Genomic DNA, 21,953 nt, shown 5'->3' with positions numbered 1-21,953 from the left:
TAGATAATAAATTAATAAAAATTAATGCCACAAGTAAAATCATCTGGAATTGACACTATAAAGGATTTGTTAATTCTTTCTAATGCCATAGGCGATAAAGTTCATCGCGAAAAAAGTTCATTGTACACCAACATCAATGAAGCTTATGGTAGTGGTGTGGTAACTGTTACCAAAATTTCTAAGGATATCACTAATCTGATGTTTGATGTAACATTAGATGATGAATTTGAATTATATCTTTCAGGGAATAATTCAAGCAGTATAGATTTTATTTATTGTTTGGAAGGTTCAATGTCTCATAAATTTAAGAATGCTAAATCTTATGAACGTATAAATTTTAGGCAAAATTCTATTATTAGTAGACCACCAAAAACTAAAAGCGTTTTAAAGTTTCCGGCAAACATACCTTTAAAAATTAGCATTACGTCTTATACACCAGATAAGTATATAGACGAAATATGCGAGACAGAATTAGAGCGCATGAGAGAAAAGGTTTTATACCTTATGTCTCAAATGTACTTAAGTCATGATTATAGATATTTAGGAAGAATTTGTTTTAAAACGGCCACATTTGTACAAGAAGCTTTAAAATATTCTTTTCAAACATCTGCAGAAATTCTGTTTAAGGAAGCTGCAATACTAAATATATTAGCTTCTCAGATTGATAGGCACGATAGAGACACTAAGAGTGATTTGTCAGAAGCGCCAATCCGTCAATCTGAAATAGATAAAATAATTGCACTAGAAAACTTTATATCCAATAATTTATCAGAAGATCTTTCTGTGAATCGTTTAATAACGCTTTCTGGACTAAATGCGAGTAAATTACAAAAAGGCTTTAGCTACCTTTTTGATGATACTATCTGCAGTTATATAAAAGATAAAAGACTCGATAAAGCCGCTACACTAATTAGAGAAACAGATCTTAATGTTTCTGAAATAGTTTATAGCGTAGGTTTTTCGAGTAGAAGTTATTTTACCAAAATATTCTCAAAACGTTTTGGCATGTTACCATCTAAATGTATTAGTAATCCTGAATTGTTAATGGCCTAGTTTACTTCTTCACAGGCATATATTTTTATTTAATTAATGTTTCATTCCATAATTTATAAGTCTACGGCCAAAGAAAGCTTTGTTCTATTAGAGATAGAAAATATGCTATTAAAAGCCAAAAAGCACAATAAGAGCCAAAATATTACAGGTTGTATTGTATATAGCGATCATCAGTTTATTCAGATTATTGAAGGTCCAGAACAGCCGATAAAAGAGCTCTATGCAAGTATTAAAAATGACGAAAGACATTTTGATGTTACGACACTAATAGAAACTAAAACTAAAGAAACTTTGTGGGACGATTGGTCTATGGCGTTTTATAATTTTGCTGGTAGTTCTGATCAAAATAAGCATAGTAGAATTTTATTGGAATCTTATTTTGATAGAGCAAATGAAAATCAAAGTAATTCTGAGGTACTCAGAGTTTTAAAATCTAATGTTTTAGAGTTATTAAGCGATAAGTAAATTAGAATGATTACCTGTGGTGGTAAGGCTCATTTCTAAGAATGGTAAAGCCTCTATATAGCTGTTCTATAAAGAATAGTCGGACCATTTGATGTGAAAAAGTCATTTTAGATAACCCTAATTTTCCATTTGCTCTGCTGTACACATCGTCTGAAAATCCATACGGTCCACCAATAACAAATATTAAAGTCTTAATTCCGGAGTTCATATGCTTCTGTAGGTAACTAGAAAATGCAACGGAATCCATCTGTTTTCCGTTTTCATCTAATAGAATTAGTACATCTGAATTTTGTGTTTTTGCCAAAATAAGCTCGCCTTCCTTTTCCTTTTGTTGGGCTTCAGAGAGGTTCTTTACATTTTTGATATCAGGAATAATCTCAAATTCAAACTTAATGTAGAAGCTCAAGCGCTTTGAATAATCTTCAATTAATGAGATAAGATTTTTATTGTCGGTTTTGCCAATGGCAATCAATTTTATATTCATGCGTATAAAGTTATACTTTTTTAGAATTTGGTATTTAGTTATTCAGATTTTAATCTTTCAATGCCTATTTTTACATTAAATAAGTTTGAAAAATGATTTCTCAAGAACAATTCAATAAAGAAATAGAATTAATAATCTCTAATGCTATCCGCGAAGACGTAGGAGATGGAGATCATAGTTCGTTAGCGTGTATACCAGGTTCAGCTGAAGGAAAAGCTAAACTTTTGGTAAAAGACGAAGGTGTAATTGCTGGTGTGGAATTTGCAAAGCAAGTGTTTGCTTACGTTGATAAAGACATGAAAGTTGAAACTTTGATTGAAGATGGAAGTAAAGTGAAGTATGGAGATATTGCATTTTATGTGGAAGGAGCATCACAATCAATTTTAAAGGCTGAGCGTTTAGTCTTAAATGCTATGCAACGTATGAGTGCGATTGCGACTAAAACTAAAAAGTATGTCGACTTATTAGAGGGTACAGGGACAAAGATCCTAGATACACGTAAAACTACACCAGGAATAAGAGCTTTGGAAAAATGGGCTGTGAAAATTGGTGGTGGTGAGAATCATAGATTTGCACTGTATGATATGATAATGTTAAAGGATAACCATATTGATTTTGCAGGAGGAGTATCTAAAGCCATAGAAAAGACAAAACAATATTTAAAGGATACTAACAGAGATCTAAAAATTATTGTCGAAGCTAGAGATTTAGGCGAAATAGAAGAGATTTTAAGTTGTGGCGGAGTCTATAGAATCCTTATCGATAATTTTAATTACGATGACACTAGGAAAGCAGTAAAGCTCATTGGAGATAAATGCTTAACTGAATCTTCTGGAGGTATTACTGAAAAAACCATTAGAAATTATGCTGAGTGTGGTGTAGACTATATTTCATCTGGTGCTCTAACGCATTCAGTTTACAATATGGATTTAAGCTTAAAAGCTGTCTAAAACCCAAAGTCTAGAACTTAATACTACATGACTAAACCTATTGAAGATAAATTAGAAAAAATACCAGTAGTTAATCTCCTTGTCCGTTTTTTTAAGGAAATTAAATTACCTGGTTTTGAAGGTTTGTCAGTATACGATTTGTTGGAATTGTATGGGTTGGGTATTTTTAAAGGAGCATTAACAACAAGAGCTAGTGCTATTGCTTTTAGTTTTTTTACTGCTATTTTTCCTTTTTTATTATTTGTGGTTATTGTGTTACCACATATTCCTATTGAAGGTTTTCCACAAGAGTTTGAAAGCTTTTTGAACTCATTTTTACCTCCTCAAACATCGGAATTTTTCTTTGATAATATCTTTAAAGGCATCAGTAGTAATGCAAATGGTGGAATAATATCTTCTGTGTTTTTATTATCTATATTTTTAATGGCCAACGGTGTTAATGCTGTTTTTTCAGGTTTTGAAAGTTCATATCATAGGCAGCTGTATAGAAACGTGTTTAAGCAATATATGTTTGCTTTGGGTATTGCTTTAATCCTTGCATTTTTATTATTGATAACTGTTGCTGTTTTTGGATACTTTCAGATTTATATTATTAAACCTTTATATGAAAGTTTCAGTGGTGAAGCCTTTGAAGATGGAGACAAAGGTTTGGGCTGGATTTTGGTTGCAAAATATTTATTCTTCGTTCTCATGGTATATTTAGCAACGGCTACATTGTATTATTTTGGAACAAAAGAAGGAAGACATTCAAAGTTCTTTTCGGTAGGTGCGTTGTTAACGACATTGCTCATCATGCTAACCTCATTCCTGTTTGGTGTTTATATAGAAAATTTTTCTCAGTATAATGAGCTTTACGGATCTATTGGAGCTTTATTGATATTGCTTTTGTATTTGTGGTTAAACTCTAATATTCTATTGTTGGGTTATGAACTTAATGCATCGCTTCATTTTTTAAGGAAAGTGAATAAAGGTGAAAGTATTTAATCAAAACGTTTTAAAAACTCATCCTTCTTTCTTACAGAAATTGGTACTTGCGAGTCGTTAGACATTACAACGTAACTCTGTTTACCTTTATAATACTGCTTTACGTGATCTAAATTGATTAGGTGCGATTTGTGTGTTTTGAAAAAAATATTTTCGTCGAGCAAATCTTCATAATATTTTATAGGCTTAGAAACCATAAGTTTATTATTACTCGTATAGATGTGAGTATAGCTTGTATCTGCTTCTAGGTGAATAATATCTTCAACTTTTAGTGTTTCAAAACCAGTTAATGAAGGAATGGTGATAACTTTCTTAGTGTTCGGTTTTAAGTTTTTAAACAAACTCTGAATTTGACTTTCTATATTTTTTGAATTTAAATCTTCCTTTAAACGGTTAATGGCTCCATCAAAATCATCTTTATCAATTGGCTTAAGCAGATAGTCAATAGCACTATACTTAAAAGCTTTTATGGCATAATTATCAAAAGCTGTGGTGAAGATTACTTTAAAGCTTACTTTGTCAATTTCCTGTAGAAAATCAAAACCCGTTTTATCATGAACTTGAATGTCTAAAAACACTAAATCAGGTTGCATTACCGGAACTACTTTTAGAGCTAAATCAACAGTATTACAAGTTGCCAAAACATCAAAAGTATTTGGGTGTTGCTCAATTAAATTAAGGACTCTTGCAGTACAGTGGTCTTCGTCATCTATTATTATAGTTTTTATCATACTAATAAGCTAATTGCATAGGAAGTGAAACTTCAATTTTAGTGCCTTTTGTTTTATCAATTATTTTTATGTCACCTTCTGTATTTTTTATTTTATTAATAATCTCAATTCTACTTTTTGTAATCGCCATACCCAAGGATTTTTTGTGTGTAGAACTACTAGAGGATTTTTCTCTACCAATACCATTGTCGTCTACACTACAAATAAGCATGCTATTTTTTTCCTTAAACGAAATAATAATATGCCCTTCATCTTTTAGAGCTAAGCCATGTATAATACTATTCTCAATAAACGGCTGAAGAATCATAGGAGGTACCAAAATATCGTCAGGATCTAATGAAGATTCAATGTCTATTGTGTAGTTAAACTTGTTATTGAAACGTTTACGTTCTATATCCATATAAGTTTTTAGGAGAGTAATATCTTCACTAAGTAAAATCTCTTTTTTTTCAGAATTCTCAAGAGTCATACGCATAAGCTTAGCAAACTTACTGAGATAATCATTTGCAGATTGTGTGTCGTTTTTTAAGATATAATCACCAATGGAATTAAGAGAATTAAAAATAAAATGAGGATTCATTTGTGATCTTAAAGCCTTAAGTTCTGTATCGGATACCTTAGCATTAAATTCAGCTTCTTTAGATTTTAAAACAGCGTTTCGTTTTCTTCTGTAGAGCACAAAACCAACTAAGGAAGCTGCTATGATTCCACTACCACCAATAACTGAGGCATTCTTAATGGATCTTTGGCGCAAGATTTCTGCTTCTTTTACGGCTTGTTCTTTATCATGTAGAGCGGTAAGTTCTGTTTCTTTTTTTTCGTATTCAAATTTTGACTCTAACTTAGCTATTTCTTCCTTTTTTTCTATTGATAAATAGCTCGCTTTAGTTTTTTGGGATTCGTTTAGATTTAAGTATGCGGATTTATAATCGTTTAATTGAACATTAACTTCTGCTAATTTTTCGAGTATGCTAGCTTTGCTTTTTAAGTTTTCAATAGCATTAACATAAATCATGGCTTGTTCAAAGTAGAATTTAGCTTTTTTAAGTTTGGTGATATCAGAATTGGCGCTATCGAGATATGTTAATCCAATGTTTTCATAAACGATTGCTAGGTTAAAAGTGTTTTCTAGATCTTCAAACAATGTTTTACTACGTAAAAGATAGGATAAGGCCTCGTCATAATTCTTCAAAGTAATGTTAGCAATGCCTATGTTAACAAGTGCGCTAGCTATACCATATTTATTATTGAGCTTAGTCATTGTTTCTAAGGCTAGTTCATAATTACTTATAGCTTCTTCGGGTTTTTTAAGATTATCGTAAGCATTACCTATGTTTGTTAGTGTATTTGCTATTCCATAACTATTGTTAGATTCTTTATAAATATTTAAACCTCTATTATAATAATCTAATGCTGTATTATATTTCTCAAGTCTAGAATATAAAATCCCTATGTTGCTTAATATTTCTGCATGCCTGTCTGTTTTTGTACTACCCATACTTTCATGTAAAGAAGAAGCTTTGAGATAGGTGTTTATAGCTTCAGGATATTGTGTAAGGTACATTTGACTTGTTCCTTTCCCATTAAGAACAATAGACATTAACATACTGTCTTTCTCTCTCTCGAAAATATCTAAGGCTTTATCATAGCAGACAATAGCCTTATAAAAATTTGATTTATTAAAATAAAGAAGCCCTTTGTTAAACTCTAACTTTCCAATATCTAACCATAGTTTTTCGGAATTAAGTATCTCAATTGCATTGTTGTAAGCTTCAATAGCGAGTGAGTCTTTGGTTAGCTCTGTTAGGTTGTATGCTTTATATCTATAAGCTAAGGCTTTCTCTTTTTTTAAATCTAATTTATTTGCTAGAAAAATAGCTTTATTAGAATAGTTTATTCCCTCCTCTGGATTTTCAACATGAGTATAGTAAGCTAAATGATTGAGTGTCTTTAGTTTTTCAAGATTATCGTTTTTTTGATTTTTTAATTCGTTTTTTAAAGAATCAATAACGCTGTTTTGGGAATAACCTAAAAGAGTAGTTACCAAAAAGAGTAAGAAAAGGAATCCTTTCATTGTTGATTAATTAGCAGCCAAGTAAAAATAGTAATTTATTATCAAATCATTTGAAAGGAAATTACGTTAATATATTCAAATCCAACGATAATAGATTGGTAATGGTTTTAAAAGAAAAGATTTGATTGTTTTATATCAAATTAATCCACAAAACCGCAAACAATGAAACCAGTTATCAATTCAATTCAAAGAAAAACCCTTATTCTTTCTGTAATTTTTTGTATTCCAATATTAAGTTGGTCACAAAAACGAATAAAGCCACCAAAAAGAGAATCTAAGGTTGAAAGTGTAGACCTATTTGTAAATAAGTCGTTCGATTTATATCATAAAGTTTTTGTTTATGACAGTTTAGTGAAGCAAGGTGTTGAGGTACCAGCTGAAATTGAAGACGAATTAGCAGAAAGAGCAGAACAAGATATTGACAGTTTATGGAGTATTGCACCAGACGTTGTGGATGATATCAGTTATGCTCCCTTTATGAGGCAAGCAAAAGCTACTTTAAATATGAATAAGGCTAAAAAGGTGTTGAAATTCTGTGCTGTTACAGTTAAGACATATTTTGTAGGCACTAAAGAGGATGAAGAATAAATATTAAAATTTTTAGACATGAAAAATCTAAACACATTTATAATTCTCTTCCTTTTTGGTGTCACTACAGGGCAGGCTCAAAATTATAAGGATTCCTTTAAATCTGATATTTGCGATTGCCTAACGCAAGAAAAGCTTAAACGTAGACTTACAGAGAATACATATAATACGTGCTATAAGCAAACATTACCGAATTATGCGGCGCAAATTGATGCTCAGATAGTTGAAGAAGATGTAAGCCAAAAGTTTTACAAAGGTCAGCTAGCTCGAAAGGAACTTTTACAATCTTTTAAATATGAATTGGTCTATAGTTGTGATACTTATTACGAATTTTTAGAAGGTTTAAAAGTAAGTAGAAGATTGATAGCAGCTGAGCAAGTAAAAGAAGGAGACCTAGAGTCATATAATCAACAAGTGGCATTAACACCTAATGCCGTCACTTATTTCATGAGAGCCCAACTTCAATTTAAACTAGGAAATCTCAAAGAGGCCGAATCTGATATTGATAAAAGCATAGAAGTTAATCCAAACAAAGAAAATGTTAAATCACTAAGGAGTGAGCTCCTATTGCTAGGCTGGATTTACGAAGAACAAAACAGATTTAATGATGCTATAACAGTCTATGACAAAATTTATTTAGGTGATTATGATACCGAAATTTTAATCTTAAGGGCTCTTGCGGATAAAAAGTCAGGAGGAACAGCTCCTACAAAACCAGAAATTTCTAATGCTAACAATCAAGTTAAAAAGGATAAGGCTTCAAGTCGTAGAACTAGAGCAGATTCAAAGAAATCAACTAAAGGATCTGCTTCAGTAAAAACAAGAGGCTCAAATACTGTTACTAAGAAAAAAGATACAGCATCTCTTAGAAAATTATTCAAAATGGACGATTGAACAAATTAAACTTCAATTAAAATATCATTAATCAATTTAAATTTTAAAATATGAAAATCAATTATTTATCTATTGCTTTATTAGCGTTTTTATTTTCGATGTCTCTTCAAGCTCAGGATTTGTCCGAGCCAGGTAAATTAGGTGTAGGTTTAGCCTCTTCTTATCCAGCTTACGGACTAAGTGCAAAGTACAATTTTACGGAAAACCATGCGGCTCAGGTCATTGTCGGAGGTGCATCTTATGGGTTTGGATCAAGTTCATTTGCTATGTCAGGAAGGTATCTTTATAACTTTCAGGAAAAAGGAGATTCATTTATTTATAGACCATATGCATATGGGCAATTAGGATACTTTACTGTTAAGTATGAGTTTTTAGGCTATTCGGAATCATTTAATACCATTTCATTTGGAGTAGGTGGAGGCGTAGAGTTTACAATTCCAAATTTTGTTGAAGGCTTGGCTTTTAATGCAGAGTTAGGATACGTTGGCGGGTCTTTTGATGATGGTGTTGGTACTTATGCAGGTTTTGCATATGGTGCAGGTATACATTATTATTTTAATCTCTAATGTCACAGTAAATTATGAAAAAGATATTTTGTTTATTCGCAATGTCAATATCGCTTTTAGCTTGTAGTGTAAGTGATAACTCTGATGGTGATAGTAATCCAAGTGGAACTTTCGTTTCTGCAAAAGTGAATGGTAGTAATTTTTTAGCAGACTTAGGATTAAGTGGAATATCCGCACAACTATATGAGAATAATTCGGTTTTTGCATTTGGTTTGGCTGCTGTAGATTATGAAGGTGGAAATAATGCTAGTACAATTGGTATTACATTTGGCGGCATTGATTTTGGATCAGTTATAGATGGTTTTGAGGTCTTTGGTGACGGTCAGGACTTTTATGTGTCAGGTCAGTATGCTGCATCAATTAACGGTAATTCATCTGGAGGTGCATCAGATGAAAATACCTATCTAAAAATATCATCTATAGATAAAGTAAATCAAGTGATATCTGGTGAGTTTAGTTTTGTGGCTATAGATAACGATAATCCAGATGTCACTTACTCAGTAAGTGAAGGTACTTTTAATAATGTATCCTATACTATTGAGAATTAATTAAGATCATAAAACAATAGTTAGTTGCTTTTTTAAGTGTTGAAAAACCATCTCTAATTGAGGTGGTTTTTTTGTGCAAACATCTTACTTTTGGTCTATGCATCATTTTATAGACGTTTTATTGCCTATTCCACTACAAAAGGCATTTACTTATCATATCACTAAAGCCGAATCTGAGTTTTTAGAGATAGGGATGCGTGTTGCTGTACCCTTCGGAAAAAGTAAGATTTATACAGGCTTGGTTTATAAAATTCATAATAATCCACCTACGGCTTACGATGCAAAGACAATTCATCAAATTCTAGATGAACAACCTGTAATTACAAAAAGTCAACTACAGCACTGGGAATGGATAGCTGGCTACTATATGTGTAGTTTGGGTGAAGTGATGAGAGCAGCTATGCTAAATGCTTTTATTCTTGAAAGTGAAACAATCATTTCTAAGAACGAAAAAGTTGAAGTAAAAGACACGGAGCTCAAAGATGAAGAGTTTCTTATTTATGAGGCTTTACAATACCAGTCGTCATTAAAAATTAATGATGTGGTATCTATTTTAGATAAAAAACGAGTGCTTCCAGTTATTAATAGTCTGGTTGAAAAAGGTGTTGTAAACCTTCAAGAAGAACTATATGAGAAGTACCAACCCAAGTTGGTACGCTATGTTAAGCTTCATGAAAACCATAAATCTGAAGTAAAACTACAAGAGCTTTTAGAGGAATTAAGTAGAGCACCAAAACAACGTGAGGTTGTGCTGACTTTGTTCAGTATGGAAGCTTCTGAAAGAAGACCAATTAAAGTATCTGAGTTAACAGATAGGAGTGGTGCGTCATCATCTATCGTAAAAAGTCTGATAGACAAGACTATTTTAGAAGAATATCATTTAAAAACAGACAGGATTCAATTTGATGGAGAAGGAGATGCTGATACAAAACAATTGAGTGAAGCGCAATCAGAAGCTTTAGATTCCATCAATTCAATTTTTGAAGAAAAGCCAGTGGCATTGTTGCATGGTGTGACATCTTCTGGTAAAACTGAAATTTATGTACAGCTCATCCAAAAGCAATTAGAACTTGGTAAGCAAGTCTTGTATTTATTGCCGGAGATTGCCTTAACAACCCAACTTGTACAACGTTTACAAGATTATTTTGGAGATAAGGTTGCTGTGTTTCATAGTCGTTATTCTGGCAACGAGCGTGTTGAGGTTTGGCATAATATGCTCAAAAATTCTGAAAAAGCACAAGTGGTTATCGGAGCACGTTCATCATTATTATTACCTTTTAATGATTTGGGTTTAATAATTGTAGATGAAGAGCATGAACAATCTTACAAACAATTTGATCCAGCACCTCGATATCATGCTAGAGATGCAGCTATTGTTTTAGCAAATTTCCATAAGGCCAAGACGCTTTTGGGTTCTGCCACACCAAGTTTAGAAAGTTACTATAATGCCACACAAGGCAAATATGGTCTTGTAGAGTTAAATATTCGCTACAATAATGTATTGATGCCAGATATAGAATTAGTAGATCTAGCAGATAAGTACAAGCGAAAGCGAATGAAAGGTCATTTTAGCGACAGAATGATTGAAGAAATGGCAGAAACCTTGGATGAAGGTTTTCAAATTATATTATTTCAGAATAGAAGAGGTTTTTCACCTATTATAGAATGTACCACTTGTGGAAACTCACCACAATGTCCTAATTGCGATGTAAGTTTAACGTATCATCAATACAGAAATCAATTACGTTGTCATTATTGTGGCTATAACTCAGCCATGTTACAAAACTGCCAAGCATGCGGTAATCCAACATTAGATACTAAAGGCTTTGGTACTGAACAAATAGAAGAAGAAGTTAAAGTCTTATTTCCAGATAAAAAAGTAGCTCGAATGGACTTGGATACCACAAGAGGGAAATACGGTTTCGAAAAAATCATTAATAATTTTGAGCAACGAGACATCGATATTTTGGTAGGTACACAAATGCTAACCAAAGGGTTAGATTTTAGACATGTAAAGTTAGTAGGTATAATGAATGCAGATAACTTACTTAACTTCCCAGATTTTAGAGCGCACGAGCGGAGTTATCAGCTTATGGCTCAAGTTTCGGGTAGGGCAGGTCGTACCGATTTAAGAGGTAAGGTTTTAATTCAGACCTACAATCCGCATCACAATATTTTACAGCAAGTATCTACAAACAGTTATAAGGAAATGTTTGCAGAGCAAATGAATGATCGCTATAACTTTAAGTACCCACCAATTTATAGATTAATTAAAATAACATTTAAGCATAAAGATTATAATCGAGTCAATCTTGCGGCAGATTGGTATGCTAAATCATTAAGACAGATATTTAAGGCTAATGTTTTAGGACCAGAATTTCCACCTGTTTCAAGAATCAGGAATTTATACAATAAAAATATTTTAATTAAGATTTCTCCAAATCAATCTTTAGGAAAAACAAAAGAGGCTATTTTAAAGATAGATAATAGCTTTAATGCTGTTAAGGATTTCAGAGCGGTAAGAGTAGTACTAAATGTCGATAATTATTAAAAGAAAAAGTCTCACCAATTGGTGAGACTTTTTAATATTTTGAGGGCGTGTTAATTCAAAGTGTAATAGTTTACATGTTGTTGAGCGCGTCAACTAATTGTGTTTTTTTGTTTCTACTTAGAGGGATTTCGTAGGCACCAACTTCAACGTTCTTACTGTTAAATCTATCAATCTTATCAAGATTTACGATGTAAGATTTGTGAATTCTTAAGAATTTACCTTCTGGTAATTCTGCTTCAAAAGCTTTCATTGTAGATAATACCACTAAGCTGTTTTCTTCTGTCACTACTTTTACGTAATCACCAAGGGCTTCAATCCATTTAATATCTTTGATGTAAACTTTACGTTTTTTAAGATTACTCTTTACAAAGATGTGTTCACCGTCAGTTTCGTTAAAGTCTAATTTAAGCTTGTGTTGCTCAATAGCTTTCTCAACTGCAGTGTTAAAACGTTCTTTTGTGATTGGTTTCTGAAGGTAGTCGGTAGCATCGTAATTAAATGCTTTAAAAGCATACTCGGTTTTACCTGTGACAAAAATAATTTGGGGTTTGTTGTTGAGTACATCCAAAAGCTCAAAACCGTTTAATACAGGCATTTCTATATCTAAAAAGATAAGATCTACCTTATGTGTATTAAGACCGTTTTTAGTTTCTAAAGCACTGCTGTACTCTGCAATAAGGTTGAGAGAAGAATGATTCTCAATCAACTTTACTATAGAGAGGCGCTGAATCGCAGAATCATCAACAACTACACAGTTTAAAGTCATAACATTATACATTTTTAGGTTAAGATATCGACAATAGTACGATAATTTCGGTTAAAAAACAAATAATACCGTTCAACTGTAAATTTTAACATAATTTTTAGCGGGCAAATTTAGTGAAACTTTCGCTAGAAAACGTTGGTGAAATTGGAATTTATATGTATTTTTGCACCCGTTTTAACGATAAACAAAATTTTTTATTATGAATCATTATGAAACTGTTTTCATTTTAAATCCCGTTTTATCTGAAGATCAGGTAAAGGAAACAGTAAAGAAGTATGAAGATTTCTTAACTGACAAAGGTGCTAAAATGATTGCCAAAGAAGATTGGGGACTAAAAAAATTAGCTTACCCAATCCAAAACAAAAAAAGTGGTTTTTATCACTTGTTCGAGTATCAAGTTGCTGGTGAAGCAATTGAACCTTTAGAGTTAGAGTTTAGACGTGATGAGCGTTTTATGCGTTATTTAACTGTAAAGTTAGACAAGCATGCTGTTGCTTGGGCTGAGAGAAGAAGAGAAAAAATGAAACAAAAAGCGTAATTTATGTCATCTATAGAACAACAAGCAAAAGGAAAAAAAGATGGAGAAGTAAGATATCTTACTCCATTAAATATCGAAACTTCTAAAACTAAGAAGTATTGTCGTTTTAAGAAGTCTGGCATTAAGTACGTAGATTACAAAGATGCAGATTGGTTATTAAACTTCGTTAACGAGCAAGGTAAATTATTACCAAGACGTTTAACAGGTACTTCTTTAAAATACCAAAGAAAAGTATCGGTAGCAGTAAAAAGAGCTAGACACCTAGCGTTGTTACCATACGTAGGAGATTTATTAAAATAAAATATCATAACAATGGAACTTATATTAAAACAAGACGTTGAAAATTTAGGATTTAAAGACGATATTGTAACAGTAAAGAACGGTTATGGTAGAAACTTTTTAATTCCTCAAGGACACGCTATTATGGCAACTCCTTCTGCTAAGAAAGTTTTAGCAGAAACTTTAAAACAAAGAGCATATAAAGAGAAGTCAATCATTGCAGAAGCTGAAAAAACAGCTGAAGCATTAAAGACTTTAGACATCAAGATTACTGCAAAAGCTGGTACAGGTGCAACTGCTGGTGATAAATTATTTGGTTCTATAACTAATATGGATTTATCTGAAGCGCTTAGAAAAGAAGGTCACGAAGTTGATAAAAAATACATTTCTATCAACGGTGGAAACATTAAGCGTTTAGGTCAGTACGAAGCGGTTATTAGATTACACAGATCTGTAAATGTAGATTTTACTTTCGAAGTAATTGCTGAGGCTTAATCTTAGTCTTTAAAATATTTAAAACCGTTTAGTTTACTAAGCGGTTTTTTTTATTGAAACTAATTTTTGAAAAGCAAGAAAGTTTGCGAATTCAAAAATAATAGTTAAAATATCCCGATGATAATCAGGATCCCAACAAATGTAGATACACTATGAGATATATTTTAGTTGCTTTCTTATTTATAAGTTTTCTTGCTTGTAAAGAAGTCAAAACAGAGCAAAACGTTTCTGATACATCTGTGCTTTTAGATGTGTTTAGGGCTTCAAAATCCGATTATCCAAAAATCAGTGTACATAGAGGTGGAAAGGGAATTATTAACTATCCTGAAAATTGCTTGGAAACCATAAAATATGTTAGTGATAGTATTAATGCTATTTATGAAGTTGACATCGCACAAACCAAAGATGGAAAACTGGTTTTAATGCACGACAATTCTTTGGAAAGAACCACAACAGGTTCAGGTTTGGTTAAAGATTACACCTACGACGAATTGCATAAATTCAACTTAGTAGATGATTACGGAAACGAAACCAATTATAAAATACCGTTGTTTTCTGAAGTTTTAGAATGGTGTAAGGCTAATGATGTCATTCTTACTGTAGATATAAAACGTTCCGTAAGTCAGTCGGTAGTGATTGAAGCCATTAAAAAAGCCAACGCAGAAGATGTTTGTGTTATCATAACTTATGATCTTAACCAAGCAAAATCATCTTACGCTTTAGCACCAGAACTTTTAATTTCAGTTTCGGCTAGAAATGATGAGGAATTAAATAGGTTATTTGCTTCTGAAATTCCAACCAAAAATATGTTAGCATTTACAGGAACACGTTTGTCAAATCCTAATTTATATAAAAGGTTGAAGGATAAAAATATTGTAGCGATGCTTGGAACTTTAGGCAACTTAGATAAACAAGCTGAAGCTAGAGGAAATCATTTATATAATGAATGGATGAGTAAAGGAGTAAACATTTTGGCAACTGATAGACCTTTTGAAGTTCAAAAAGCAATACGAAAATAATTCTCATGAAATACGCAAGATTAACGAAAGAACAGTTTGAAGAATTACACCAAGAGTTTATCAATTTCTTGGCAACACAATCCATAACTGCTGAAGAATGGGAAGACATTAAGAAAAATAAACCTGAAGCTGCCGAGCAAGAATTGGATGTTTTTAGTGATTTGGTTTGGTATGGTGTATTAGACAAAGTAGAGTATCTAGAGCATATTTCACCACAGCAAATACATCTATTTAAGTGTCGCGAAAAAGATATGCATCTTATCGCTTTAAAGCTTAAAAGCGAAAAAGCTGATTTTACAACAAAAGAAGGTTTTCAGTGGTTGCGCGATAATTTATTATCTGATGATATCGAATTTTTCAATGCTAAAAAAGATTACTCGGATGATAAGCATATGGATATTTTTAAACTTGTTCAACAAGGAGCTAATATCACAAAAGGTGAATTATTTCAATATTTTGAAAAGTTGATCAGACAGTAGTTCTAAAACTAGTTGTCAGACTGAGCTTGTCGAAGTCCTTTTTCAGAATTATATATAGCACTGTGTTTATTTCAGAGACACTGAAACAAGTTCAGCGTGACAAAATCGGTTGAGTTTTGTTTGCCAAAAACCATCCACCAGACACCAACTATTCGTACCTCAAAGACTCAATAGGATCCAATCCTGCGGCTTTTGTAGCTGGATACAATCCAGAAATCACAGCAACTATAAACGCAATACTCGTTGCCCAAATCATAGCGACCCATGGAGCTGAAAAATCTAATTCAAATTTATAAGATACAGCCCAACCAATGAGAATGCCAAGGATAATTCCGAGGATACCACCAAACTGCCCAATGATTATGGTTTCCATAAAAAATTGCGATGCAATCGTTTTACGTTTAGCACCAAGTGCTTTTCTAACACCAATTTCACGAGTACGTTCGGTTACGGAAACTAGCATGATGTTCATCAATGCTATGGTAGAACCAAAAATGGTGATGATACTTATGATCCAAGCAGCAATGTAGAGTACTTTAGTATTTTCAGCAGCTCTATTCAACAAATCATCACTACGTTCAATGCCGAAGTCATTTTTTTCAATCGGGTTAAGTCCACGAATATTTCTAAAAGTCAATATAGCATCATCTTGTGCGGTTTCTAGCATGTCTTTTTTGTCCACTTTTACACTCAAGGTATAATTGATATTCGGACTTGTAAAAATGGAACGTGCTTTCTGAATAGGAATAATCATTCTTAAATCCTGATTGTTTCCAAACGTAGAACCTTTCGCCTTTAAAACACCTATAACCTTAAATTTAGAACCTCTAACACTTATGGTTTTATCTAAAGGATTATCATCTGGAAATAACGCTTTTTGCAAATCGCTACCAATAACGCAGACTGAACTGTTGTTATCAACATCAAATGAATTCAAAGAACGACCAGTTTCCAACTCTAAACCAGAATTTTCAATAAAGTTTTCATTAGCACCAAGTACGGCAACTTCAGGATCGGTTTTTATATTTTCATATTTCACTTCAGAGGTTGCAGAACCGTAGAAAGACACGGCCACTTTTGTAAACGGATAATCGTAATTATCTTCAAAATCCTTAACGTTTCTATAGCTAATAACGGGATTCACTTTTTGGCGTTCTCTACTGCTTTGGCGTTGCGCAGTGAACTCATAACGCTGAATATTAAATGTATTAGCACCCATAGAAGAGAAATTGCTAGAAAGCGTATTTTCTAAAGCCGAAACACCACTTAAAATACCAACCAAAGCCATAATACCAATAGCAATAATCAAAACCGTTAAAATGGTACGGAGTAGTTGACTTTTTATAGAACCTAAAGCAATTTTAAAATTTTCCTTAAGAAGTGAAAACATAGTTTGGTATTTCGGTTTTGGCTTGTTTTACGTATAAGACTACTAAAACAGCATAAAGTTACTATAAAAACGAAATATCTTCTTTAGACCTCTAAAAATTATAATATTTTTGTGACAAATTAAATCAGAAGATGGCGCAAAAACCAAGTATACCAAAAGGCACAAGAGATTTTAATGCAGAAGAAGTCGCAAAACGTTCCTATATTATGGAAACCATAAAAACACAGTTTCAGCTGTATGGTTTTCAACCTATAGAAACACCAAGTTTTGAGAACTCTGATACCTTAATGGGAAAATATGGTGATGAAGGAGATCGCTTGATTTTTAAGATATTGAATAGTGGTGATTATTTAAAAGACGTCAGAAGTGATGTTGCATATTCAACCATGTTTACACTTGCGTTCAATGATATACTTGAAACATTATTAGATGTTTATAAGGGTGAAGATAATTATGATGGATTACTGAACGTTAAATTAAACTTTTTTCATGCTGATGATTTATCAGATGAACAAAGCGAGTTTTTTGAAAAGTTTTTTTTAAGTATTAAAAATGATTTTTTAGAATTTTATGAGAAAAGTCTGAAAAATGATGATGAGACAAAGAATAGAGATTTTATAGACTTTAGAAATAAACATTTTAAGTCTTTTTTTAGAATATATCTTGACAATTTTGGATTTTTAAATTCAACCAAAGCCGCAACTAAAATCTCAGAAAAAGCCCTTCGTTACGATCTTACCGTACCTTTTGCACGTTATGTGGTGCAGCATCAAAATGAGATTGAGTTTCCGTTTAAGCGTTATCAAATTCAACCCGTTTGGCGTGCCGACCGTCCGCAAAAAGGGCGTTTTAGAGAATTCTACCAATGTGATGCTGATGTGGTGGGTTCAAAATCTTTATTTCAAGAAGTAGAATTTGTACAGCTTTATGATGCGGTTTTTACAGCTTTAGATCTAAAAGGAGTTACTATAAAAATTAACAACCGTAAAATCTTATCTGGTATTGCTGAAGTTATCGGAGCACAAGACAAACTTATTGATTTCACGGTAGCTTTAGATAAGCTCGATAAAATAGGAGAGGAGAAAGTGAAGGAAGAAATGCGTAGCAAGGATATTTCTGAAGAAGGTATTGCAAAGCTTCAACCTTTGTTTGAACTTAAAGGTGATTTTGGAGATCAGGTGGCGAGTTTAAAATCTATTTTAGGAACTTCTGAAATCGGTCTAAAAGGTATTGAGGAATTAGAGTTTATAAACACAGCGATTTCAAACTTAAAGTTGAAAACAGCGCAACTACAATTAGATGTCACTTTAGCTCGTGGTCTTAACTATTACACAGGTGCTATTTTTGAAGTATCAGCACCTAAAGGCGTAAAAATGGGTTCTATTGGTGGTGGAGGTCGCTACGATGATTTAACCAATATTTTTGGTAAACCAGATACGAGTGGAGTTGGTATTAGTTTTGGTCTCGACCGTATTTATTTGGTGTTAGACGAGTTGAATTTGTTTCCAGCAACCATAACAGAATCTACAAAAGTGTTGTTCATAAACTTTGGTGATAAGGAAGCTATGGCCTGTTTACAAGCGGTTTCTAAATTGAGAACTAATGGTGTTAAGGCAGAACTTTATCCAGATAGTGCCAAGATGAAAAAGCAAATGACACATGCTGATCGTCGTAATATTCCTTACGTGGTTTTAGTGGGTGAAGAAGAAATCAATGCAGGTTTGTTTACACTTAAAAATATGAAGTCTGGTGAGCAGGACAAACTTTCTTTTGAAGCGATGTTAGAAGTCCTTAAATAAGAAAGCCTCAGTCAATGTGTTGACTGAGACTTTGCTAATCACTAACTAAAAATAATTAAATCACTTAACTAATATTTTCTTGGTCATTACGGATTGATTTTTAGCGGTTAGCTTAACAATGTAAGTACCTGAACTAAGGTTAACATCATATTCCGAATGACTACTTTTTATTATTGTATTGTACGTTGTAACAGATTGTCCTAGCATATTGAAAAGAACAATCGATGTAATGTCTATTTGATTTGGGTTTATCAATACCAATTGGTTGATGTCAGAAGAATAAAGGATATCAATACTTTGGCTAGAATGGTCATCGATTCCTAATAATTCATCGGATCCAAAAGTAATCTCGAACCTGTTTAAATATTCACCGGCATTCAAAAACACACTGTAATCACTTTGTCTTAAATCGTGATAAAGACTTAGAACTTTATCATGTAAATAGATATTGAAATTATCAGGAACATTTTCAAGATCATCAATGTTAATAGTGTTTAATCCGTCACTAGAGATTTTTATACCTAAAGGATAAATGGCTGAAACTTCAGCATCATTACTCGCTTGAATAATGAATTCTTCATCATTGATGAGCCAAAACATATCATCGATTTGCGTTTCGTTTAATTCGCCATCATAAGCCCAATCAATATCAGAAGTTGTATTGCTGTCAATGGTTAAAAGTAACTGACGATTAATGGTGTTTGTAGAACTGTAACCGATTCTAAATTTCATACGATTGTCCGCAGATTTAGAAAAGTTATCAACCATGCCTCGCATAAAAATAGAGTTAGAACCTTCTTCTTGCTTGTAAATACGCTGACCGTTATTAAAATTAATAGTGCCACCATTTTTTCCAATCACAAAGAAACCTTGTCCGACAGGAATATATTGACCAGGTTTTTCAGGAGCAATCATATTAATGTTATTCTCTAAAATAGAACCTTTTGAGGCAGCAGCAACTTCACCAGAAAAGTTATATGTAGCATAACCACCTTGATAGTTCTGAGCTGCATGAGAATTACCACCATAATGGTTCCAAAAATATAAAGTTCCAGAAATGGTAGGTCCTGTGCCAGAAGCATTAGTTGTATTGTCTAGTATAAACTGCTTGGCATCAATAGCTGAAGGGTAAGGATTACCAACCAGATATTCGTTATTTGGGGCAAGCGTTAAGGTAATATCTCCGTTGTTAGGTTTTCCACTAAAAACGTAATTCTGTTTTAGTGTTTCATCTTCAATTCCAGGACCTTTCATGGTAAAGCCTTCACCAGGAAAAATAGTTCCTGTACGTCTTATATGTTGCCAAGAAGAATAATTTCCTGAAGCACTGTTAGCATACTTCCAAATCCAATAATCAGCAATTTTTATCGGGCTTGTTGGTGCACCATTGTAACCAGAAGAGGAAAAATTTATAGTTAACGGATTTTCGGCATTTGTACCATCTTTTAGGACATCAATAACCTTAAAACTGTTTACAGAAGCATTTTGTTTAGTAACGGGAGATGACCAATAATTATAGGTGAATTCACTTCCTGTGCCTTGTTGATCACGTTCTAGATGACCATTAGAAAGTACTTCTAAATCGCTATCAATAGGTTGTATTAATTGGGATTCTCCTTGTAAATCTAGCTTCCCATCTAATTTTAAGTAGTGTGTAACTGTTAGTCCATTACCACTGTGAGTTTCATTATCACCTAAAACGGCTAAACTATTTTCAATGTCAAGACTTAAAATTGTTCTATTTTGAAATTTTGAAGCTGGTAAAACCTCGTTACTCATTGTGATATTATGAGTCGTTTTTACAATATTCCAATCTATTGTAATGTTCGGATCTACAATGGAAGCCGATCCAGGAATGTATAAATCATCTGTTAAACTCCAAGAAGAAGCATTGTTCCAGTCTCCATTTTGCTTAGATGTAAAAGGTAATGGTGTTGTTTCTAAATCAACCGATGAAATATTTTTTAAAATACCATCATTGTTATTTCCAGAAGCATCAATCACAGCATCGTATGTAAAATTAGACATAGGGTAGTAGGCTGTAAGAGAAGACCATGGTATGGATGAAATATCATTTTTTGTTATTGAATTCGGTAATTCTGAACCTGAAACGAATCCATTGTTATTACTGATTTCTTGATTCATTATAAATCGCAACTGATCTTGATTGAGTCCAATATTCCATATTCTAACTTCATCAATCGATCCTTTGAAATGTTGAACAGGAGAGTTTTTATCTGAAGCTCCAATCAATAATGATTCATTGTTTGGTATAAGTGCAGATTTAAAAGCGGAAGTATCTAAAACACCATCAATATATATAGAAACGATTGAGTTGTTGTAAGTGACAGCAACATGATGCCATTCATTATTTGGTATTGAAGTATTTGAAACTAAAGATTGTGTCTGTTCGTTTTTCCATATGATTTTTATTCGGTTATTGCTAACTAAGGAAAAATCAAAACCTGTAGAAAAATTAGAACTTCTTTTAGAAACTATTGATGCTTTTGTTGATGTTTCAGAATTATGTTTTATCCATGCAGAAATTGTAAATTCTGAAGGGTTAATATCTGCAGTTTCATTGATTTCTATAAAATCGTCTACTCCATCAAATTTTATAGAACGCTCTTCTGAGATTTGTGGTGAAAAGCCAAAAGTGATGTAACTTATGCCTTCAAAATTATAATTAGTTTCCAAATAACCATTTGAATTTAAAGTCATAATTCTGAATTTTGAAGAAGTATCAAACACTTCGTTGTCAGAAATAAACATATAGTACTTTCCTAGCTCGGAGTTGTTCTCAATAAACTCTAATGGAATTTTAATGGAAACGGTAGGGATATTTCCATTTTCAGTTACTTTCCATACCTTTTGTTTAGTAGAGAAAGAAACATTAGTATCTAAGGCGGATTCTATATCAATACTTAAATTACTTGTTAGAGGTGCATTATCAATGTTGATATCACTGCCATTATCACCCCAAATAATAATAGAATTGTTGTTAGGGTCATCGGTATTAGGAGCAGTGTTTGAACTATTAGAGTTTAAAATACTAATATCAACATCATTTGTGTTTTCAATTATATTGTTCGCAGAAAAATCTAAATAAGAGACATTATGGTCATAACCAGATCCAGAAAATTGACTTTCAATAACATCAGCAATAATACCATCTATTTCTTGTGCGTTTACAGAAATACATAGGCATATAGCCATCATAAGTAGGGTTGGTCTAATTTTTTTCATCAGATTTGGGAGTGAATGAAAATCAATTATGTGGCTAATATAGAATTATTTTTC

Annotated in this window: 21 protein-coding genes; 15 read left to right on the top strand and 6 right to left on the bottom strand. The window is 32.6% G+C overall.

Features of this window, described 5'->3' with window-relative positions:
* The first annotated feature begins 24 nt into the window (after window positions 1-24).
* Window positions 25-1,053: a helix-turn-helix domain-containing protein gene (locus AC2H4K_RS01770; protein WP_493742785.1), complete on the top strand. Its 1,029-nt coding sequence runs from the start codon at window positions 25-27 to the stop codon at window positions 1,051-1,053.
* Between the two features lie 36 nt (window positions 1,054-1,089).
* Window positions 1,090-1,518: a BLUF domain-containing protein gene (locus AC2H4K_RS01765; protein ID WP_493742784.1), complete on the top strand. Its 429-nt coding sequence runs from the start codon at window positions 1,090-1,092 to the stop codon at window positions 1,516-1,518.
* A gap of 10 nt (window positions 1,519-1,528) precedes the next feature.
* Here the strand turns inward: AC2H4K_RS01765 and rlmH are convergent, their stop codons facing one another.
* Entirely contained in the window at window positions 1,529-2,002 is a 474-nt protein-coding gene (gene rlmH / locus AC2H4K_RS01760) for a 23S rRNA (pseudouridine(1915)-N(3))-methyltransferase RlmH (protein ID WP_493742783.1), read from the bottom strand.
* A 92-nt stretch (window positions 2,003-2,094) separates the two neighbouring features.
* Here rlmH and nadC point away from each other — a divergent pair, with 92 nt between their 5' ends.
* Both nadC and AC2H4K_RS01750 read left to right on the top strand, forming a co-directional pair.
* Window positions 2,095-2,952 carry a carboxylating nicotinate-nucleotide diphosphorylase gene (gene nadC / locus AC2H4K_RS01755; protein ID WP_493742782.1) on the top strand — a complete coding sequence of 286 codons (858 nt, stop codon included), beginning with the start codon at window positions 2,095-2,097 and terminating at the stop codon, window positions 2,950-2,952.
* A 27-nt stretch (window positions 2,953-2,979) separates the two neighbouring features.
* Window positions 2,980-3,936: a YihY/virulence factor BrkB family protein gene (locus tag AC2H4K_RS01750; protein WP_281141225.1), complete on the top strand. Its 957-nt coding sequence runs from the start codon at window positions 2,980-2,982 to the stop codon at window positions 3,934-3,936.
* On the opposite strand, the gene AC2H4K_RS01745 is transcribed toward AC2H4K_RS01750, so the two are convergent.
* Together AC2H4K_RS01745 and AC2H4K_RS01740 are read right to left on the bottom strand one after the other, a co-directional pair.
* Window positions 3,933-4,667, bottom strand: coding sequence for a LytR/AlgR family response regulator transcription factor (locus AC2H4K_RS01745; protein ID WP_493742781.1), 735 nt, complete (start codon window positions 4,665-4,667; stop codon window positions 3,933-3,935). The two genes, AC2H4K_RS01750 and AC2H4K_RS01745, sit on opposite strands and share 4 nt — an antisense overlap.
* 1 nt (window position 4,668) lies before the next feature.
* Window positions 4,669-6,741 carry a tetratricopeptide repeat-containing sensor histidine kinase gene (locus AC2H4K_RS01740; RefSeq protein ID WP_493742780.1) on the bottom strand — a complete coding sequence of 691 codons (2,073 nt, stop codon included), beginning with the start codon at window positions 6,739-6,741 and terminating at the stop codon, window positions 4,669-4,671.
* A 162-nt stretch (window positions 6,742-6,903) separates the two neighbouring features.
* Here AC2H4K_RS01740 and AC2H4K_RS01735 point away from each other — a divergent pair, with 162 nt between their 5' ends.
* The 5 genes from AC2H4K_RS01735 (at window position 6,904) to priA (ending at window position 11,888) form a co-directional block, all read left to right on the top strand.
* Window positions 6,904-7,329: a hypothetical protein gene (locus tag AC2H4K_RS01735; RefSeq protein WP_493742779.1), complete on the top strand. Its 426-nt coding sequence runs from the start codon at window positions 6,904-6,906 to the stop codon at window positions 7,327-7,329.
* Between the two features lie 18 nt (window positions 7,330-7,347).
* The gene (locus AC2H4K_RS01730) at window positions 7,348-8,223 is read left to right on the top strand and encodes a tetratricopeptide repeat protein (RefSeq protein WP_493742778.1); all 876 of its coding nucleotides are present in this window, start codon (window positions 7,348-7,350) and stop codon (window positions 8,221-8,223) included.
* Window positions 8,224-8,273: 50 nt separating this feature from the next.
* Window positions 8,274-8,789: a hypothetical protein gene (locus AC2H4K_RS01725; protein WP_281141230.1), complete on the top strand. Its 516-nt coding sequence runs from the start codon at window positions 8,274-8,276 to the stop codon at window positions 8,787-8,789.
* A gap of 14 nt (window positions 8,790-8,803) precedes the next feature.
* A complete protein-coding gene (locus AC2H4K_RS01720; protein WP_281141231.1) occupies window positions 8,804-9,337 on the top strand; it encodes a hypothetical protein in 534 nt (177 codons plus the stop codon).
* A gap of 97 nt (window positions 9,338-9,434) precedes the next feature.
* A complete protein-coding gene (priA, locus tag AC2H4K_RS01715) occupies window positions 9,435-11,888 on the top strand; it encodes a replication restart helicase PriA (RefSeq protein WP_493742777.1) in 2,454 nt (817 codons plus the stop codon).
* A gap of 70 nt (window positions 11,889-11,958) precedes the next feature.
* Here priA and AC2H4K_RS01710 read toward each other — a convergent pair whose 3' ends face one another.
* Entirely contained in the window at window positions 11,959-12,654 is a 696-nt protein-coding gene (locus tag AC2H4K_RS01710) for a LytR/AlgR family response regulator transcription factor (protein ID WP_281141233.1), read from the bottom strand.
* Window positions 12,655-12,853: 199 nt separating this feature from the next.
* Between AC2H4K_RS01710 and rpsF the strand changes: the two genes are divergently transcribed.
* The 5 genes from rpsF (at window position 12,854) to AC2H4K_RS01685 (ending at window position 15,464) form a co-directional block, all read left to right on the top strand.
* The gene (rpsF, locus tag AC2H4K_RS01705; RefSeq protein ID WP_281141234.1) at window positions 12,854-13,192 is read left to right on the top strand and encodes a 30S ribosomal protein S6; all 339 of its coding nucleotides are present in this window, start codon (window positions 12,854-12,856) and stop codon (window positions 13,190-13,192) included.
* Window positions 13,193-13,195: 3 nt separating this feature from the next.
* Window positions 13,196-13,492, top strand: a complete 297-nt coding sequence (rpsR, locus tag AC2H4K_RS01700; protein ID WP_281141235.1) for a 30S ribosomal protein S18 — start codon at window positions 13,196-13,198, stop codon at window positions 13,490-13,492.
* A gap of 12 nt (window positions 13,493-13,504) precedes the next feature.
* Complete coding sequence (rplI, locus tag AC2H4K_RS01695) at window positions 13,505-13,966, top strand: 50S ribosomal protein L9 (RefSeq protein ID WP_281141236.1); 462 nt, start codon at window positions 13,505-13,507, stop codon at window positions 13,964-13,966.
* A 152-nt stretch (window positions 13,967-14,118) separates the two neighbouring features.
* Window positions 14,119-14,985 carry a glycerophosphodiester phosphodiesterase family protein gene (locus AC2H4K_RS01690; protein ID WP_281141237.1) on the top strand — a complete coding sequence of 289 codons (867 nt, stop codon included), beginning with the start codon at window positions 14,119-14,121 and terminating at the stop codon, window positions 14,983-14,985.
* Window positions 14,986-14,990: 5 nt separating this feature from the next.
* Window positions 14,991-15,464 (top strand): DUF6495 family protein, encoded by a 474-nt coding sequence (locus AC2H4K_RS01685; protein ID WP_281141238.1) that lies wholly within the window; start codon window positions 14,991-14,993, stop codon window positions 15,462-15,464.
* A gap of 148 nt (window positions 15,465-15,612) precedes the next feature.
* Here AC2H4K_RS01685 and AC2H4K_RS01680 read toward each other — a convergent pair whose 3' ends face one another.
* The gene (locus AC2H4K_RS01680) at window positions 15,613-16,854 is read right to left on the bottom strand and encodes an ABC transporter permease (protein WP_281141239.1); all 1,242 of its coding nucleotides are present in this window, start codon (window positions 16,852-16,854) and stop codon (window positions 15,613-15,615) included.
* A 131-nt stretch (window positions 16,855-16,985) separates the two neighbouring features.
* Between AC2H4K_RS01680 and hisS the strand changes: the two genes are divergently transcribed.
* The gene (hisS, locus tag AC2H4K_RS01675) at window positions 16,986-18,653 is read left to right on the top strand and encodes a histidine--tRNA ligase (protein WP_493742776.1); all 1,668 of its coding nucleotides are present in this window, start codon (window positions 16,986-16,988) and stop codon (window positions 18,651-18,653) included.
* Between the two features lie 60 nt (window positions 18,654-18,713).
* Here the strand turns inward: hisS and AC2H4K_RS01670 are convergent, their stop codons facing one another.
* Window positions 18,714-21,899, bottom strand: a complete 3,186-nt coding sequence (locus tag AC2H4K_RS01670) for a DUF8693 domain-containing protein (protein ID WP_493742775.1) — start codon at window positions 21,897-21,899, stop codon at window positions 18,714-18,716.
* Window positions 21,900-21,953 lie beyond the last annotated feature (54 nt).

It is taken from the genome of Winogradskyella sp. 266wxhm (assembly GCF_058964685.1).
The sequence above is the reverse complement of the archived record's forward strand: the minus strand, read 5'-3'. Positions and strand labels throughout refer to the sequence as shown.

Bases quoted from the DNA above. Each gene is read 5' to 3' on its own strand.
- AC2H4K_RS01720 (WP_281141231.1), top strand. From the start codon at position 8,804: ATGAAAAAGATATTTTGTTTATTCGCAATGTCAATATCGCTTTTAGCT.
- rplI (WP_281141236.1), top strand. From the start codon at position 13,505: ATGGAACTTATATTAAAACAAGACGTTGAAAATTTAGGATTTAAAGAC.
- AC2H4K_RS01680 (WP_281141239.1), bottom strand. From the start codon at position 16,854: ATGTTTTCACTTCTTAAGGAAAATTTTAAAATTGCTTTAGGTTCTATA.
- priA (WP_493742777.1), top strand. From the start codon at position 9,435: ATGCATCATTTTATAGACGTTTTATTGCCTATTCCACTACAAAAGGCA.
- AC2H4K_RS01765 (WP_493742784.1), top strand. From the start codon at position 1,090: ATGTTTCATTCCATAATTTATAAGTCTACGGCCAAAGAAAGCTTTGTT.
- AC2H4K_RS01710 (WP_281141233.1), bottom strand. From the start codon at position 12,654: ATGACTTTAAACTGTGTAGTTGTTGATGATTCTGCGATTCAGCGCCTC.
- hisS (WP_493742776.1), top strand. From the start codon at position 16,986: ATGGCGCAAAAACCAAGTATACCAAAAGGCACAAGAGATTTTAATGCA.
- AC2H4K_RS01745 (WP_493742781.1), bottom strand. From the start codon at position 4,667: ATGATAAAAACTATAATAATAGATGACGAAGACCACTGTACTGCAAGA.
- rlmH (WP_493742783.1), bottom strand. From the start codon at position 2,002: ATGAATATAAAATTGATTGCCATTGGCAAAACCGACAATAAAAATCTT.
- rpsR (WP_281141235.1), top strand. From the start codon at position 13,196: ATGTCATCTATAGAACAACAAGCAAAAGGAAAAAAAGATGGAGAAGTA.
- AC2H4K_RS01735 (WP_493742779.1), top strand. From the start codon at position 6,904: ATGAAACCAGTTATCAATTCAATTCAAAGAAAAACCCTTATTCTTTCT.
- AC2H4K_RS01670 (WP_493742775.1), bottom strand. From the start codon at position 21,899: ATGAAAAAAATTAGACCAACCCTACTTATGATGGCTATATGCCTATGT.
- AC2H4K_RS01690 (WP_281141237.1), top strand. From the start codon at position 14,119: ATGAGATATATTTTAGTTGCTTTCTTATTTATAAGTTTTCTTGCTTGT.
- rpsF (WP_281141234.1), top strand. From the start codon at position 12,854: ATGAATCATTATGAAACTGTTTTCATTTTAAATCCCGTTTTATCTGAA.
- AC2H4K_RS01725 (WP_281141230.1), top strand. From the start codon at position 8,274: ATGAAAATCAATTATTTATCTATTGCTTTATTAGCGTTTTTATTTTCG.
- AC2H4K_RS01740 (WP_493742780.1), bottom strand. From the start codon at position 6,741: ATGAAAGGATTCCTTTTCTTACTCTTTTTGGTAACTACTCTTTTAGGT.
- AC2H4K_RS01730 (WP_493742778.1), top strand. From the start codon at position 7,348: ATGAAAAATCTAAACACATTTATAATTCTCTTCCTTTTTGGTGTCACT.
- AC2H4K_RS01685 (WP_281141238.1), top strand. From the start codon at position 14,991: ATGAAATACGCAAGATTAACGAAAGAACAGTTTGAAGAATTACACCAA.
- nadC (WP_493742782.1), top strand. From the start codon at position 2,095: ATGATTTCTCAAGAACAATTCAATAAAGAAATAGAATTAATAATCTCT.
- AC2H4K_RS01750 (WP_281141225.1), top strand. From the start codon at position 2,980: ATGACTAAACCTATTGAAGATAAATTAGAAAAAATACCAGTAGTTAAT.
- AC2H4K_RS01770 (WP_493742785.1), top strand. From the start codon at position 25: ATGCCACAAGTAAAATCATCTGGAATTGACACTATAAAGGATTTGTTA.